At 33.5% G+C, this 16,303-nt stretch carries 14 protein-coding genes; 11 read left to right on the forward strand and 3 right to left on the reverse strand.

Going from position 1 to position 16,303, the window contains the following annotated elements; genetic code table 11:
- From Q0910_RS21615 to Q0910_RS21635, 5 genes are all read left to right on the forward strand, one after another.
- The coding region (locus tag Q0910_RS21615; protein ID WP_299221338.1) for an RHS repeat domain-containing protein at positions 1 to 522 on the forward strand (522 nt) is incomplete at its 5' end.
- Positions 523 to 535: 13 nt separating this feature from the next.
- Positions 536 to 4,714, forward strand: a complete 4,179-nt coding sequence (locus Q0910_RS21620) for a DUF6443 domain-containing protein (RefSeq protein WP_299221341.1) — start codon at positions 536 to 538, stop codon at positions 4,712 to 4,714.
- 4 nt (positions 4,715 to 4,718) lie between these two features.
- Complete coding sequence (locus tag Q0910_RS21625) at positions 4,719 to 5,033, forward strand: hypothetical protein (RefSeq protein WP_299221343.1); 315 nt, start codon at positions 4,719 to 4,721, stop codon at positions 5,031 to 5,033.
- A 325-nt stretch (positions 5,034 to 5,358) separates the two neighbouring features.
- Positions 5,359 to 5,922 carry a transposase gene (locus Q0910_RS21630; protein WP_299221345.1) on the forward strand — a complete coding sequence of 188 codons (564 nt, stop codon included), beginning with the start codon at positions 5,359 to 5,361 and terminating at the stop codon, positions 5,920 to 5,922.
- A 129-nt stretch (positions 5,923 to 6,051) separates the two neighbouring features.
- Positions 6,052 to 6,423, forward strand: coding sequence for a hypothetical protein (locus tag Q0910_RS21635; protein ID WP_299221347.1), 372 nt, complete (start codon positions 6,052 to 6,054; stop codon positions 6,421 to 6,423).
- A gap of 279 nt (positions 6,424 to 6,702) precedes the next feature.
- Here the strand turns inward: Q0910_RS21635 and Q0910_RS21640 are convergent, their stop codons facing one another.
- The 3 genes from Q0910_RS21640 to Q0910_RS21650 form a co-directional block, all read right to left on the reverse strand.
- Positions 6,703 to 8,862, reverse strand: a complete 2,160-nt coding sequence (locus Q0910_RS21640; protein WP_299221350.1) for a prolyl oligopeptidase family serine peptidase — start codon at positions 8,860 to 8,862, stop codon at positions 6,703 to 6,705.
- Between the two features lie 54 nt (positions 8,863 to 8,916).
- Positions 8,917 to 9,096 carry a hypothetical protein gene (locus Q0910_RS21645; protein ID WP_299221353.1) on the reverse strand — a complete coding sequence of 60 codons (180 nt, stop codon included), beginning with the start codon at positions 9,094 to 9,096 and terminating at the stop codon, positions 8,917 to 8,919.
- A gap of 176 nt (positions 9,097 to 9,272) precedes the next feature.
- Complete coding sequence (locus tag Q0910_RS21650) at positions 9,273 to 10,988, reverse strand: helix-turn-helix domain-containing protein (RefSeq protein WP_299221355.1); 1,716 nt, start codon at positions 10,986 to 10,988, stop codon at positions 9,273 to 9,275.
- 526 nt (positions 10,989 to 11,514) lie between these two features.
- Here Q0910_RS21650 and Q0910_RS21655 point away from each other — a divergent pair.
- The 6 genes from Q0910_RS21655 to Q0910_RS21680 all read left to right on the forward strand — a co-directional run bounded on the left by Q0910_RS21655 (position 11,515) and on the right by Q0910_RS21680 (position 16,266).
- Positions 11,515 to 12,684 (forward strand): HlyD family efflux transporter periplasmic adaptor subunit, encoded by a 1,170-nt coding sequence (locus Q0910_RS21655; protein WP_299221357.1) that lies wholly within the window; start codon positions 11,515 to 11,517, stop codon positions 12,682 to 12,684.
- Positions 12,685 to 12,779: 95 nt separating this feature from the next.
- Entirely contained in the window at positions 12,780 to 14,963 is a 2,184-nt protein-coding gene (locus Q0910_RS21660; protein ID WP_299221360.1) for a peptidase domain-containing ABC transporter, read from the forward strand.
- A gap of 61 nt (positions 14,964 to 15,024) precedes the next feature.
- The gene (locus tag Q0910_RS21665) at positions 15,025 to 15,357 is read left to right on the forward strand and encodes a hypothetical protein (protein WP_299221363.1); all 333 of its coding nucleotides are present in this window, start codon (positions 15,025 to 15,027) and stop codon (positions 15,355 to 15,357) included.
- A gap of 17 nt (positions 15,358 to 15,374) precedes the next feature.
- A complete protein-coding gene (locus Q0910_RS21670) occupies positions 15,375 to 15,536 on the forward strand; it encodes a hypothetical protein (protein ID WP_299221366.1) in 162 nt (53 codons plus the stop codon).
- A gap of 349 nt (positions 15,537 to 15,885) precedes the next feature.
- A complete protein-coding gene (locus tag Q0910_RS21675; RefSeq protein WP_299221369.1) occupies positions 15,886 to 16,071 on the forward strand; it encodes a hypothetical protein in 186 nt (61 codons plus the stop codon).
- A 39-nt stretch (positions 16,072 to 16,110) separates the two neighbouring features.
- Complete coding sequence (locus Q0910_RS21680) at positions 16,111 to 16,266, forward strand: hypothetical protein (RefSeq protein ID WP_299221372.1); 156 nt, start codon at positions 16,111 to 16,113, stop codon at positions 16,264 to 16,266.
- Positions 16,267 to 16,303 lie beyond the last annotated feature (37 nt).

A 16,303-nucleotide genomic window follows, 5' to 3' on the forward strand; every position in this document is an offset into this window, starting at 1 on the left:
AGAACAGATTATAAATTATGGGGTAGTGAAAAACATGTATCTCCGGAATACATACACACGAGTAAAGGCAATGCAGCCCTGGAACCTCGTATGCGATACCATCAGTATGATACCAAAGGGAATCCGCTGGAAGTATCACAAACCAATGGAGCATCTAGTATTTATATCTGGGGATATGAAGGGAAATATCCTGTAGCCAAGATAGAAAATGCTACCTATAGTCAGATCACTTCTCGTTTAGCAACGATACAATCGCAATCCAACCAGGATGATGACAACACAATTGGATATGCAGGTAGAGAAGGTGCTCTGAGAGAAACCTTGGATCAGCTGAGAGAGGCAGTACCCAATGCACTGATTACTTCCTATACTTATGATCCGATGATTGGGGTCACCAGTATCACAGATCCAAAAGGATATACCATGTATTATGAGTACGATGGATTTAATCGATTAGTAAACGTAAAAGACGGAGATGGAAATATTCTATCGGAAAATGAATACCACTATAAAAACAACTAATACAGTGATGAAGATGAAAAATTTATTTTTAGTGATTACTGTACTAGTCAGTACAATAGTCAGTGCACAGACACAGTCAGAGAATTATATAAAGACTACCGCATATCAAAAAGAGGTAAAAGAAGGAGAACAGGATCAGGTACTGGAGAGCGATAAAATTGTATCGATAAACTATGCTGATGGACTGGGTAGAGCTAAGCAGTCCATAGCCGTTAGAGCAGGAGGACAAGACCAAAGCACTAATATTTTTGATTGGACTGATGATTGGACTATTGGAAATGGATCTACTCCCTTGTTTAATAGTACTGGAAGAACAGTAGATAATACCCGTGAATTTGGAACGAATCCATTTGGTGAGCAATCCTTACTATGGCGTTGCGGAAATAATGAAGATATACAAACCAATGCAGGGTGGAATTCGGATCATTTCACGATAGACAAATCCGTAGGGTATATGTATACCGTATGGATCAAACGTACAGGAACTGTTTCAGGAACAGCATACCACGGGATTTGGGATGTGAATTTTGTAAATGGAGCGAACAATGGAAATCCATATTTCTTACATGAAAAATTGCCTAATGCAAATACTTGGTATTTATTAGTTGGAATGATATATCCTCACGATTATGTAGGAGGGAATCCGTATGTTAGTGGTGTTTATGATATCAATGGGAACAAAGTAGCAAATGGAACCGATTTTAAATGGAAAAGTACCGCTAGTTCTATTAGGATAAGAGATTTTTATTATGATGGCACTGCTACAAACTCCTTTGCGTATTATTGGAATCCAAGGATGAGTATATTTGATGGTAATTTACAACCTATTAGTCAGCTGATTCAGCAATCCAAACCCAAAGACATCATCACCCATTATGAGTATGATCATCTTGGCAGACAGTCTAAAGAATATTTGCCGTACGCTTCTGAAGAGACACAGAATGGAGCGATATATGTCGATCCTTTGACAGAATTAAATAACTTTTATAATACCGCAAAGTATCAAAATACTACCAATCCCTATTCAGAGACTATTTTCGAGGAATCTCCATTAAATAGACCTTTAAAACAGGCTGCATCGGGATCAGATTGGATAGCAAAAGCTACAGGAGACGATCATACCATAAAACTAGATAGAAGAGCAAATACCACCGCTGATGGCATAGTCTATTTTAAAGTAAATTTTACAAATGGTAATACCGAAGCTCCTTCTTTAGTGAAAGTTAGTAATTATGCAAAAAATGAACTTTTGGTAAATATCACCAAAGATGAAAACTGGAAAAGCAGTGATGGTGATAATCACACTACCAGAGAATATACCGATAAATCTGGCAGAGTCATTCTAAAAAGAACGTACAATGCAGGTGTAGCTCATGATACCTATTATGTATATGATGATTTTGGAAATCTTACCTATGTAATCCCTCCTAAGATCACAGTGAGTAATGGGGTATCTACTACAGAACTCAATGAATTGGGATACCAATATAAATATGATAGCAGAAATCGATTAGTAGAAAAGAAGATACCAGGCAAAGGATGGGAGTATATCGTATATAATAAATTGGACCAGCCAGTGATGACACAGGATGCCAATCAGCGGCCAAAACGAGAATGGCTCTTTACCAAATATGATGCTTTGGGTAGAATAGTATTTACAGGACTACATATACATCCAAATTCAATTTCTAGAGCAGGAATGCAAAGCACAGCATATTCATCGAATTATAATCAATATGAGGTAAAACGAACTTCTCCACTTACAATAGCAGGAACTTCTGTTTATTATTCTAATGAAACTATTCCCGGAGGGATTAGTAAAATATTTACCATCAACTATTACGACAATTATACCTTTGATCAAGATGGAATGAATAAGCCTACTTCAGTGTATGGCATGGCTACTACTAATAACGTAAAGAGCTTACCAACGGGATCTAAAGTCCGAGTGTTAGGAACCAATAATTGGATTACTACCGTAAATGGGTATGATACCAAAGGGCAAGCAATCTGGACAGGAAGCCGTAACGACTATTTGGATACTACGGATAAGGTAGAAATACAACTTGATTTTACAGGAAAACCAGAGATCATGAAAACTACGCATACCAAAGGCAGCAACGCTGCAATAGTGACTATTGACACCTTTACCTACGATCATATGGGGAGATTAGTAACCCAAAAACAGCAAATCAATAACTTTGCAGAAGAGTTAATTGCGCATAATGTCTATGATGATTTAGGACAGTTAGAAAGTAAAAAAGTGGGCAATGCAGAACAAGCACCACTGCAGACGGTAGATTATAAATACAATGTGCGTGGTTGGCTTACCGATATCAATGATGTTAATACGATTGGAGATGACTTGTTTACGTTTAAAATCAACTATGATAATCCGACAATAGCTGGATCAAAGGCGCTATATAATGGTAATATTAGTGAAACCCATTGGAAAACAGCCAATGATCATACACTAAGAAACTATAAATATTCTTATGATGCTTTAAATCGTATTACTAATGCAACTAACGATAATAATCGTTATAACCTATATGATCTTACATATGATAAGAATGGTAATATCTTATCTCTAAAAAGAAAAGGAAACACCAATGCGGCAGCTACTAGCTTTGGCACTATGGATAACCTTATTTATACTTATACAGGTGGGGGTAACAAACTAAAAAGAGTTAAAGATTATACTACAAACCCTCAAGGGTTTAAAGACGGAATAGAAACCACGGAAGAATATATCTATGATCAGAACGGTAATATGACTGTGGATCGTAATAAAGGAATATCTAGTATTAGTTATAATCATTTAAACTTACCCAGCAGTGTTGCCATTTCTAATAGTGAAGGAACAGGAAATATTACTTATATTTACGATGCCACTGGAGCGAAACAAAAGAAAGTTGTCTCTGGAGGAAGTTCTTTAACAACAGAATACGCTGGCAATCAGGTGTATGAAAATGGAAAGCTTAAGTTCTTTAACCACGCAGAAGGATACATAGAACCTAATGGAGAAGGTGAGTTTGATTATGTATATCAATATAAAGACCATTTAGGGAATATCAGACTCTCATACTCAGATAAAGACAAGGATGGAAAAATCGATGTTTTACGAAATAACGTAGACGTTGATGGAGATAGTGACTATGCGCACGAAATCTTAGAGGAAAACTCGTATTATCCCTTTGGTATGAAACACAAAGGATATAATAGTCTTATTACGAGTACAAATCCTGCTCTTAAGTATAAGTTTAATGGTACAGAATTAAATGAGAGTTTAGGGCTTGACCTTTATGAGATGCCTCTCCGACAATATGATCCCACAATTGCTAGATGGACAGGTATCGATCCTGTTACGCATCACTCAATGTCTACCTATACTGGCTTTGATAATAATCCTGTATTCTGGGCGGATCCTAGTGGTGCAGATGCTTGGACTTATGTAGGTGATGGGAAATACAAGAATAATAGAACAAGCGAAACAACCGATGATTGGGAAAGAGCTGTTGGTGAAACTGAAAGTGGAAATAGTAACCAAGATAATTCTGGAGAATGTTGTAAGGATTTTTTAAAAAATGCCTTAGCTGGTTGGGATAGGCTTTTAAATGGCGGTGTGTCATCAGAGGTTCCTGTTGGAAGTCCTAAAATTTATCCTAAAGATAGAAATCCTGTTGGTAAAAATAGAACAGGTAATTATTTTGGAGATGCATTACTGAGGATAGCAGGAGGAGATATTATAATGGACGCTTTCAATGGTAATCAAAGAGCAAAAAACCAAGTAGTCCTCTCTGCTCCACTTGCCTTTTTACCATCAGGAAGAGGAAGCTTTAATACTAGGCTTTTACAAGGTGAAACGGCTACTTTATTTAGGAACTTCGGATGGGGAGAATTAAATTCAATAAAGAATGCTGGTGGTAATTTTTCAATTAGTTCTCGACATTTTCAAGGTAAGCAATTTTGGGTTGGAGAATCTGGACTAAATTTTTGGACAAGTACTAGTTTTGCAAAACCTTTCACAGCTAAAGTTACAGTACCAAAATCTTTTGTTACTCCAGGTAATAGCAATTACATATTCTTAGAGAGTACTATGACTATAGATGGTTATCCTGGAGGAACAGTTTTACCACAGAATTTAGATAGGTTTAATTCAAAAGCAACTATCGACTGGATTAAATATTAATTAAATGAATGAAATAATTTTAATTGTTGACATTATTTTTTTGGATAGAGCTAAAGAAGCTTTTAATTTTCCAATTTCTAATTCAATAAGAACTTCTTTTTGGATTGAAGATGCAGAAAATTCAACGTTTTCAGAGCTAATAGTAGAAAATGAAAACTTCTATTTAGATCAATATTATCACAATGTGAAAATCAAAATTGTTGAAAGAGAATTTTTATCTGAAAAGCTTCATAAAGGAGTTAAATTTAAAATCGGGATATTCCCAAATGCTATAGCAGAAGGACAAATAGACAGTATTGATATTGTAGGTAGTCCCTAGCTAGCGCCCGAATCTTTCGGGTGCTGTCAAAGCTTGGTAAGCAAGAGTAAATAATAAAAAGTAAAGACCAGTTACAATGTAAGTTGTAGCTGGTCTTTTTACTTTTTGTTACACAAAAGCAAAAAAATAGCTGTTTAAGACGAAGCAGGCATTATAAAAGAAAAAAAATCTAGGCAAATATTAGTTATATTTACGACGCCACCGGAGTCAAACTTAAAAAAGATCATCCCAGCGCCCAAATCCTTTCGGGTGCCAAGCAATAGTAAGTATATTCAAATTAGCCAAAAAAAGATAATGTATATCTTTTTGGTTACTTTTATGTCTTATGAGTAGGAAATACAAATTTCATAACAAATCAGGCTTGTATTTTGTGAGTTTTGCTACTGTGTATTGGATAGACATATTCACGAGACAAGTATATTTGGATGTCCTAGCAGAAAGCATTAGATACTGCAGAAAAGAAAAAGGAATGGAATTATATGCCTATTGTTTTATGCCTAGTCATATTCATATGGTTTTTAGGTCAACAAAAGAACAGCCTATGGAGTTGTTAAGAGACTTTAAGCGCTATACAGCTAACAAGGTTATAGAAGCAATAGTTAACAATCAACAAGAGAGTAGAAAAGAATGGCTTTTATGGATGTTTGAAAGAGCTGCCAAGAAACAGTCAAATGTAACCAAGTATCAATTTTGGCAACATCATAATAAGCCTGTAGAGTTGTGGAGTGAAAAAGTAATTCAGCAAAAAATAAATTATATCCATAACAATCCTGTTGAAAGTGGTTTTGTTACGGATCCTATACATTGGAAATATTCCAGTACCAGAAATTTCCAAGATGATCATACTATTTTAGAAATAGATGAAACGGGATTTAAAGAACTTGGGTAGTATATAAAATTTGCCATGTTCCGCACCCGAAAGGATTCGGGCGCTAGCGTGGGACACATGGAAATATTCAAAAGGAAGAGAAGAAAAATATAATTGACAGAATAAGAACTAGAATACAAAATTATAGAAATGGAAATCAATAAAATAAAACAATTTTTATTTGTAACATTAATATTTATAATATTAATGACATCTTGTAATAAAGATATTGAGAATGTTAGATTAGAAGGATATGTTTATGATATAGAAACCAAAACACCTCTATCAGGTATAACTTTGAAAATAGAAAACGCCTACTATGAGGGAGGCGATTACGATAGTTATAATCATTATAATTCTTATCAAATAATTACGGATGAGAAAGGATATTTTAAAGTTGATTTTAAGAAAAGTGCTTACATTCAGATTGATGTTGTCCAGGATGGATATGAAAAGTTTTTTCGAGCAATAGAAGTATATACCAATGACTTAAAAGAAGACGTTTTTTTAGAGAAAAATTAAAATATACCTGATCTCCCTCACCCCCGCTAGTCTGTGACTTCGTACCGTCAAAGATTGACAGGTAAGAGTAAATAATAAAAAGAGAAAGCAAAAAGCTACTACAATATGATAGTAGTTTACCTCCGCTCGGGCATAGTATACTACTGCTAGTTTGCAACTAATAGCATCAAAGCTTGGCCGGGTAACAGTAAAAATATAAATAGATAAAACCCAGTTACATTGATTTGTAGCTGGGTTTTGTTTGTTATTCGTACAATTTACAACAACACTATTTTTCAATTAGTTTTCTGGCTGATACTCTGGATGACCCGTTTGCCATAAAGCAAAAGATAAGATATTAGCAAACCTTGTAAATTCTATTAGTTTTGTATCATCTTGCGCATGACCTGCTTCTGAGTTAGCTAATAAAAAATTAGGCTTTTCCGAAGTATTTGCAGCTTGAATACGAGCACCAAACTTTACAGAAAACCAAGCGGGAACCCTTGGATCATTTAAACCTACAGTCAATAAGGTAGCCGGATAGTCTTCTTTATCTTTTATATGATGGTATGCATCCATTTCTAATAAATTTTTAAACCCTAATGAGTCTTTAATGGTACCAAATTCCTTAACATTATTCGCGCCATTAGCTCTCATTTCTGATCTAAGCATATTTAAAGAGCCAAATTCCACAATCGCCGTTCCAAATAAGTCCGGTCGTTCTGTAATAGCTCGACCAATCATAATACCGCCCGCACTACCACTCCATATAGCTAATTGATCTGGATTGGTATATTTACGATCAATCAAAAATTCCGCACAGTCAATGAAATCATTCCAGGTATTTGGTTTCGTAGCTTTATAACCTCCTTTATGCCAAGCATCTCCTTTTTCTCCTCCTCCTCGTACGTGAGCAATCGCATATACGCCACCTTCCATGACCCATAACAATCGTCTCAATGAAAATCCTGGTTTCATAGATATTCCATAAGAACCATAGCCATCCATCATCACACGATTTTTAGCATTCTTTACAAGATCCTTGTTATATATCAATGATAAAGGTATTTTTTCTCCATCTCGTGCTGTTACCTCTATCTCTTCTACGACTATATTATCTAATTTATCGTTATGCACATCCTCTTGTAAGCTTTGATTAATAAGCCCCTCTGACGTATAAAGGTATCTTTTATTATTGGTGATCCAACCTCTCGCATTGATCCATAATTCTGGATGTGTGACACCTAAAGAACTGATACTAATATTGCCATATACCTGAGGAAGTTGAACTGCTTCTATAGTTGCATTATCCAGTTTATATAAATCAGCTTTCACTCCATTAGTATTGGTCACAAAGTATAAACCCTCGCTGGTTAACTCAAAATCCGTAATAACTTTATCCTTATATTCCTCCACCAATACCTGCGGATTTTTAAAGTCGGGATTAATCAACGATGTCATACAGATCTTAAAATTAGGCGCATCTTTAGCAGTTCTATACACAACAGAATCTCCACTAATCTTAATACTTTTTACTTTATCAGATTTTGTAAACAATGGTTTCCATTCTTTAGAGCTAATATTATTTATTGACTTGTAATAAGCGTCGTAATAACTATAGGCTCCAGTCAATTTTCCCAATATGTATTGAGCATCTGGGTTTTCTATAGAAATTACTGGAAAATCTTCTTCGTTTATTGCTAATTCGGAATTAAGCTCTTTTGATAATATAACTTTTAGTATCTCTGGTTTATCTCCCAATCGATATACAACAGATTGCATATTTTTAAGAAAGCCTTTAGCCTTAGGATCGGTCACAGGATGATAGACATATACAAAGCCTTTATTATCCGGTAACCATTGTATTCCTCCGGCCGCAGAAGGCCAGGCATTTTCTAATATCTCTGGATGTACTTTACCAGAACTAACATCAACTATAAGTAATTCTGAAATTTCTTTCCCTTTAGAAGTTAAACTGACTACGACCTTCGATCCATCCCAATTAGGTCTAATGTAATTGATTACATATTCAATTCCAGAATCTGATCTAAAATCCTTTGGGTCATATAGTAACTGTTCCTTTTCGGAAAAAGATTCTTTATAATAAAGTCTTGGAACATTTTCATTTGATAATCTTTTTAAATAAAAATGTCTAGTATTCTCCAATACTCTAAGTTTAGAAATTACGAATTTCTTTTTTTGATCAGCATTGATTTGTTCCTTAATTAAAAACTGACGTCTATCAATCGAATTTAATAAGTTAGTGGCGATCAAATTTTGTTTATCTACCCAAGATTTTACCTCGGGATTGTTTAAATCCTCAGCATAACGATATGGATCATAAATTTTATGTCCATAGAGTTCTTCCATAGTAACTTTCGGAGTCAAATTATGGGTTTTCTGATTACATCCAACCATAACAAACGTGAGAAATAATAACCTAAACAATTTCTGATTCATATAAAATTTTTAATACGACTTTCTAAACTTAGAATTCCAGATTTAAAAATAGTATTAACCTCCTACAGTCCAAGTATCAGAAGCATCACCATCATCGTCATCATCATCATTCATTGGGTTAATATCCCCTATCATGTCTATGTAACTACCTCCTCGTATAGAAGACAAATTATTAAGTTTTGCAATGTTCATTTTTTCTAGTGTAAGCTTTCCTTTGATGTGTGATTTTTTCATGTGTATTCTTTTTAAAAGTGATTGTGGAACAAATGTATTTATTTAGAGCAGAAAAAAACTACTTCCTATCCGTTTGCTTGTCTGTTTTCAGGAATACAGAGTCTGTTTTTAAGGAATAGCTTTTTTAATTCATTGTTTAACAGACTTTTATTTCTCAGTCTCAAAAACAAGTCTAATCACTTATGAACTTCTTTTTTTTCTAATTGTTTAAGAAAAAAGGAAGGATAGATACCCGTAGTTTTATAAAAGGATTTAGAAAAAGCCTCTGTCGTATTAAAACCAATTTCATTTGCTATCGCCTTAATTGTATACTTCCTAAACTTAGTATCAGATTTTAGTCTTTCAACTACAAAATGAATCCTAAGGTCATTAATATAGTTACTAAAACTTTTTTGTTTATAGAAATTGATAGTCTTGGAGAGGTATTTAGAATTTGTCTTTAAATCTTTCGATAAAGAACTCACTGTAATATTAGGTTGTAAAAATTCCTGTTTCTCTTCAAAAATGCTTAGTTTTTTAAGAATATCAATAATAATTTCTTCGGAAATTCCTATATCCTGGACTTCTTTTTTAGGTTCAGGTTTTATAGCAACTTCTTCTATTTCTTTCGTTTGTTCAAACACTTCTTGAAACCTACGCTGATACGTTTTTTTCTTTTTATTATTAAAGTATAAAAATAATAGTAAGGCAAAAGAAAGAACCCCTAAAACAACAATGATAATATTCCTGTTTTGACTGTTCTGTTTTAGCGAATCTATAATAGCTTGTTTTTCTGATAACAGATTAGGAGTAGAATAATTCCTATTAATCTTTTGATAAACATTTTTAAAATTATTATCTAATATGCTATCGACCTTCAATAATCTATTTATATAAAAAAGCTGTTTTTCGACATCACCATTACTTTTGTAATATTTGATTAAGTCACTATAGGGATCTAATATATCAGGATAAAAATGCTTTCTGGCAAATACTGTAGAATCAACTTTACGATAATATTCGATAGCCTTTTTAATATTATTTTTTGCAAAAAAGACTTTCCCCAGATAAAGATCACTCCTAATTAAAGTTCCATCGCTCTTAATTTTATTGTAAAATAAATTCTGAAACTTATTTAAAGTATCGATGCTTGATTTATATTCTCTCTTGTAATAATCTGTTATACCAGAGGAAACTAACAATCTATCATATAAGATACTGTCTTTCGAATCCAATGATAGTCTAATTGCTTCATAATTAATATATGACGCAGAATCATATTTTTTGTTCTTATTATAGGAATCGCCAAGAGCGAAAAGAGATTTTATATATTCAACTTTATTTCTCTCATCATTTTGATAAAGCTTTTCATAGTAGTCCTTGTATGTTTTGAAAATTTTAAGAGCATCGCCATACTCTCCCAAATTATTCTTTAATAAGGCGATATAATAATCTATCTTAAACTTCTGATCTATATTATTATTTTTATGGGCAAGTCTGTTAGCTACTACTAATTCATCCATTGCCTTTTCATAACGACTTAAGGACCCTAAAACTCCTGCTTTATATAAGTGAGCCTCCGCAGGATATGTGTAATCTTCCAATTCTCTGGTTAGATCAATAATACTGTCAGTATATTTAAGTTTCTCTGATTTATCAACAATTTTAGCGAGCATATAGTATCCATCCGCTTGCTTGATGATGTTATTCTCTGTTTTTGCTTTAACAAGAAAGGCAGTTGCGTATCGTTTAGATATATCAATATCTTTTTTGTATTGATCGAATCCTTTAGACAATTCTAAATAACTCTTGGTAGTCAACGAGTCTTTAGATAATTCATCGTTTTGAGCATTTACATTCTGAAAAAAAACGAATACTATATATAAAACTATACTGAAGTAACTTTTTATCATTAAGTGAACGATATTTTCTTTATTAAAAAACTATTAGTAACACTTGCCAAACACCCTATAGCTCTTAGGTTTTATATAAAGATACCATCCATTATATACACCAACATACGTATGTATGCTATAAAGTAGTTGCAATATCAGTATATTTTTTCCCTTCTATTTTCTAAAAGGGGTTTACATACTGAGTTTGTAAGTTTTTTTGTTAGAAGGGGTATTAGTCTACATTTTTAGTAGGGTGCAAATATACTACTTTCCTTTTTCTGTAAAGTTTTCTTATCCTTTTTTTTAAATAACAATTAACCAGTTGTTTACATTAAAAAAACCTAGTCTGGATTCCGCGAATAGCGGGTCTGTTTTCCCGAATACAGATGTAGTTACCTTGTTATTAAGCTTTTACCGAAGTTATATTTGAGACATCAATAATTCATTTATTATGATCACACTACTCATAAAACTCGTTCATCATCTCGTAGAATTTATGATATACCTATATCAATTGATTTATTAATCTGCAAACACACAAAATATGAAACAACTATTTCCCAAAGAAATAATCGAAAATACAGTAGAAGTACACCAGTTTAAACATCAGAACAGCAGTAAAATAATTTATGGGTTAATTTTGGTTGCTATCCTGATCGTGCTGATTCTGTTACCTTTTATAAAAGTGGATATCTATACTACAGCTCGTGGCATGCTTAAGCCTAGTAAAGAACGTATTGCGATCACTCCACTACAATCTGGTAAGGTAGTATTTGTAAATCTACTAGATAACCAAATAGTAAAAAAAGGAGATACCCTATTAATGACCAATAAAAAAATCCTGGATCAGAAAATACAGTTTTCTACCTCTAAAATTGAAGAAATCCAACAGTTCATAGCCGATTGCGAATATATAATCAATACTTCTAATCCGCTTTTCCTAAAAATAAAATCAGCTCGCTATCAAAAAGAATACTTGTATTACACACAAAAAATAGGGGAATTACAAACACGTTACGAGAAAACCTTGATAGATTTTGAACGAGATCAGAAACTATATAAAAAAGGAGTAATTGCCAAAATTGAATTCGAGAATAGCGATTTTGAACATCAACTATCTATAACCAATCTAAAGCAATACAGAAAACAGCAAAAAAACACCTGGCAGACCATGCTTACGGATTATTCTGCTCAGATACGAGAGTTAGAAAGTAGTGTATCGCAAATAGTCCAAAACCAAAAAGAATATATGATCACCGCTCCTATTGACGGTATATTAAAGAGTGTAAAAGGTATAGAACCCGGAAGCATGATCATAAGTGGTGCTCCTATTGCCGAAATATCTCCAGATACGGGGTTAATTGTAGAATGCTATCTCTCTCCATCTGATATTGGACTGATAAGCAAAGCAAAGAATGTAAGTTTTCAGGTAGATGCATTTAACTACAATCAATGGGGATTGGCTACCGGAAAAATCCTGGACATCAGCAAAGATGTGGATATGGTCAATAATCAACCTGTTTTTAAAGTTCGCTGTGCGATAGATCAAAAACATCTGGAACTTAAAAATGGTTTTAAAGGAAATTTTAATAAAGGAATGACCTTAAGCGCCCGATTTCAGCTAACAGAACGAACTCTATTTGATCTACTCTACGATAAGGTAGATGATTGGTTGAATCCATCCAGTCCAACCATCGCACAAATTGAACAATAAAATAAAAAGCAGTAAGTAAAAAGGTATTGGCTATTACACATTTGATACGTAAGGCTTCCAATATCTTAATACTAACTACTAAAAATCTATATAAAATGGCTAAAATTAAAATCAAACAACACGATATTACAGATTGCGGAGCTGCTTGTCTGGCCTCTATATCTGCTCACTATAAATTAAAGCTTCCAATCGCTAGAATACGACAGTATGCAAGTACCGATCAAAAAGGGACGAATATACTGGGACTTATGGAAGCCGCTCAGAAAATTGGATTTACCGCAAAAGGTGTTCGGGGAGATTTTGAAAGTTTATCAAAAATTCCTAAACCGACAATCGCCCACGTGATTGTAAGAGGAAAACTGCAGCATTTTGTGGTGATCTATGAAGTAGCCAAAAAACACGTTCTTGTGATGGATCCTGGAAATGGGAGAATGCATAAAAAATCACACGAGGAATTCAAAAAAGAATGGACAGGTGTATTAGTACTTATATCTCCAAATGAAAATTTTGAAAAAGGAAATGAAAAAATCTCTTCCTATAAACGATTTTGGTATTTATTAAAACCTCATAAACTAGTAGTTTTCCAAGCATTAGTAGGTGCAGTTGTATATACGCTACTAGGGTTTTCTACTTCTATCTTTATACAAAAAATAACAGATTATGTCTTGGTAGGCGGAAATACCAAACTACTAAATCTTCTAGGTGTTATTATGCTAGGGTTATTGGCTCTGAAGTTTATTATTGGTGTTTTTAAGGATGTATTTCTAATTAAAACGGGCCAGCAAATCGATACCAGATTGATTCTAGGATATTATAAACACTTACTAAAACTACCGCAACAGTTCTTTGACACTATGAGAGTTGGCGAAATCACCTCTAGAATTGGAGATGCTGTCAAAATCAGAAATTTTATCAACGGTGTAGCGCTATCGCTTACTGTTAATGTAATGATACTCTTTTTCTCATTTGGATTAATGTTTTTCTATTACTGGAAACTTGCTTTAATCATGTTATGTGTAATACCATTATATGGGGGTATTTACTATATCATGAATAAATTAAATAGGAAAGTTGAACGTAAAGTGATGGAAAAAGGAGCGGATCTGCAAAGCCAACTAGTAGAATCTATAACCTCTGTTGGAACCATTAAACGTTTTGGTCTGGAAGAGTTTGCAAATATCAAAACCGAAACACGATTTATTGGTTTACTACAAACAGGATATAAATCTGCATTGAACTCTGTGTTCTCTAAAACATCAACAGGAATCATTGCTCAATTATTTGTCATTATTTTACTATGGTCAGGTTCCTTTTTTGTAATCGAAAGAGAAATTACCGCAGGAGAACTGATGTCTTTCTACGCTATTGTTGGATATTTTACCGGACCCGTGGCAAGCTTAGTTGGAGCTAACAAACAAATACAAAATGCACTGATCGCAGCGGATCGTCTTTTTGAAATCATGGATTTAGAGCGAGAGGAGACAGAAAATAAAATGAAACTAAACAGAGAAGCTGTAGGAAACATTTCTTTTACAGACGTTGCTTTTCGATATGGAAGCAGAAAAGAAGTTTTCAAAAAGTTTAACCTTACCATCAACAAAGGAGAATTGACAGCTATCGTAGGTGAAAGTGGTTCCGGGAAATCAACACTAATGTCGTTACTACAAAACATTTATCCAATCCGCAGTGGTATTATCAGTATTGGAGATAAAGATTTACGTTATATCGATAATAGTAGTCTCAGAGAAATAGTAGGTGTTGTACCCCAACAAATAGATCTTTTTGCCGGTAATGTTATAGAGAATATTGCTGTTGGTCAATTCAATCCTAATATGGAAGAGATTATTACTATCTGTAAAGATATTGGTATTTTAAAATTTATTGAAGATTTACCAAATGGTTTTAATACCTATCTAGGAGAAAACGGAGCATCCTTATCCGGCGGACAGAAACAGCGAATTGCTATTGCCAGAGCGCTGTATAAAAAACCTGAAATATTAGTACTTGATGAAGCAACATCTTCTCTAGATAGTGCCTCCGAAAACTATATACAAAAAACTATACAGAACCTTAGAATTGAAAACAAAACCATTATAGTCATTGCACACCGTTTAAGCACCGTAATCGAGGCCGATAAAATCGTAGTACTAGAAAAAGGAGAGGTATTAGAAGAAGGAAATCATCAAGACCTATATCGACGCAAAGAAAAGTATTATCAACTATGGCAGCAACAAATGCCAGCATTAGATTATATCAATAAAATAGATGCAGTAGCGTAATTATAGAAGGCTTTCCTAAATATAGAACTGCAACAAACTTTTAATAAAAAACACTCGAATCATGACAAAAATAGAACGACAAATAGAATTAATAGAACGATTAGATCGATTAATACGATTACAAGCAACTGGAAACCCACGACAGCTGGCCAGGAGACTTGATATATCAAAAGCTTCATTGTTTAGAGTTTTTGAAGTGATGAAACGACTAAATGCACCTATAGTTTTTGATATTGGACTACAAAGTTACATATATGAAGAACAGGTAAGTTTTAAGTTTGGTTTTTATACAAGAGATCTTCAAGGAGAAGAAGTCTTGGAAATCAGCGGAGGAAGTTTTCAAAGAGTTTTAATGGAACCTGGTTTTAACTATCCATATCTAAAAACGGTATAATTAATTCTAAAGAACTCATGAAGAAAAATGAAAAGGAAGTTAGATTACTTGATCAACAAATCGATCAACTTGTAAATGATCCGGAACTCCAATCAGTAATTTCTGATGTGATGATGTATTCAGAAGATTATGATATCGATATAAATGATACTACTGATGAAATATCTAATAGGTTTTAAAAAAATATTGAGTTTGATTCGTAAAATGGGAGTTTGTTTTGTACAGCTCCTTTTTTTTATGCCTCAAAAATATCCTCTATCGCATTATAAAAATTTAATCCTTTAAGTATTTCTCTTACCCATAAGATACTTTCGAAAATTCCTTGATGCATTAATACACCTATATCTAACAGTTCTAAAAATCAGTTTCGATCTCACAAAACATATAGGATTAACAAATTTTAACATTTTTAAATATACACTCTCAATTAATGAGATTCCCCAAACCTACTTTTACATTGTCAAAACGAAACAGGTGCACCAAAACAATTTGACAGCTCATACAAATATTAATCATAAAATTTTAAAGATGAAAAATTTAGAAAATTTTGGAGTTCAGGAATTAAACAATCTTGAGTTACATTCAATTGAAGGTGGAAATTGGTTAACTGATGCCGCTGACGCTATATCCGATGCTGCTGATGCTGTAGTAGAAGCTGTTGGAGATGCAGTAGATGCTGTAGAAGGTTTCTTTGACGGATTAACCGGAAACTAGAATATCACATTAAATAATAACTTATAAAATTAAAAAATCATGAAAGAATTAAATCTAAACGAATTAGTACAGATCAACGGTGGAAGTGAAGAAACTTATAACGCAGGACACGCTGCAGGAGAGGCTATACACGATGCGGTTGTAGACGCAGTAGACGCTGTAGTAGGTTTCTTTGACGGATTATTCGGAAACTAAAATATCACATAAATAATAACTTATAAAATTAAAAATC

This window comes from uncultured Aquimarina sp. (assembly GCF_947495315.1).
Classification (GTDB): Bacteria; Bacteroidota; Bacteroidia; order Flavobacteriales; family Flavobacteriaceae; genus Aquimarina.

Excerpts from the sequence above, each read along its gene's own strand:
- Q0910_RS21675 (WP_299221369.1), top strand. The coding sequence starts at position 15,886 with ATGAAAAATTTAGAAAATTTTGGAGTTCAGGAATTAAACAATCTTGAG.
- Q0910_RS21635 (WP_299221347.1), top strand. The coding sequence starts at position 6,052 with ATGGAAATCAATAAAATAAAACAATTTTTATTTGTAACATTAATATTT.
- Q0910_RS21650 (WP_299221355.1), bottom strand. The coding sequence starts at position 10,988 with ATGATAAAAAGTTACTTCAGTATAGTTTTATATATAGTATTCGTTTTT.
- Q0910_RS21665 (WP_299221363.1), top strand. The coding sequence starts at position 15,025 with ATGACAAAAATAGAACGACAAATAGAATTAATAGAACGATTAGATCGA.
- Q0910_RS21640 (WP_299221350.1), bottom strand. The coding sequence starts at position 8,862 with ATGAATCAGAAATTGTTTAGGTTATTATTTCTCACGTTTGTTATGGTT.
- Q0910_RS21645 (WP_299221353.1), bottom strand. The coding sequence starts at position 9,096 with ATGAAAAAATCACACATCAAAGGAAAGCTTACACTAGAAAAAATGAAC.
- Q0910_RS21660 (WP_299221360.1), top strand. The coding sequence starts at position 12,780 with ATGGCTAAAATTAAAATCAAACAACACGATATTACAGATTGCGGAGCT.
- Q0910_RS21620 (WP_299221341.1), top strand. The coding sequence starts at position 536 with ATGAAAAATTTATTTTTAGTGATTACTGTACTAGTCAGTACAATAGTC.
- Q0910_RS21680 (WP_299221372.1), top strand. The coding sequence starts at position 16,111 with ATGAAAGAATTAAATCTAAACGAATTAGTACAGATCAACGGTGGAAGT.
- Q0910_RS21630 (WP_299221345.1), top strand. The coding sequence starts at position 5,359 with ATGAGTAGGAAATACAAATTTCATAACAAATCAGGCTTGTATTTTGTG.
- Q0910_RS21655 (WP_299221357.1), top strand. The coding sequence starts at position 11,515 with ATGAAACAACTATTTCCCAAAGAAATAATCGAAAATACAGTAGAAGTA.
- Q0910_RS21670 (WP_299221366.1), top strand. The coding sequence starts at position 15,375 with ATGAAGAAAAATGAAAAGGAAGTTAGATTACTTGATCAACAAATCGAT.
- Q0910_RS21625 (WP_299221343.1), top strand. The coding sequence starts at position 4,719 with ATGAATGAAATAATTTTAATTGTTGACATTATTTTTTTGGATAGAGCT.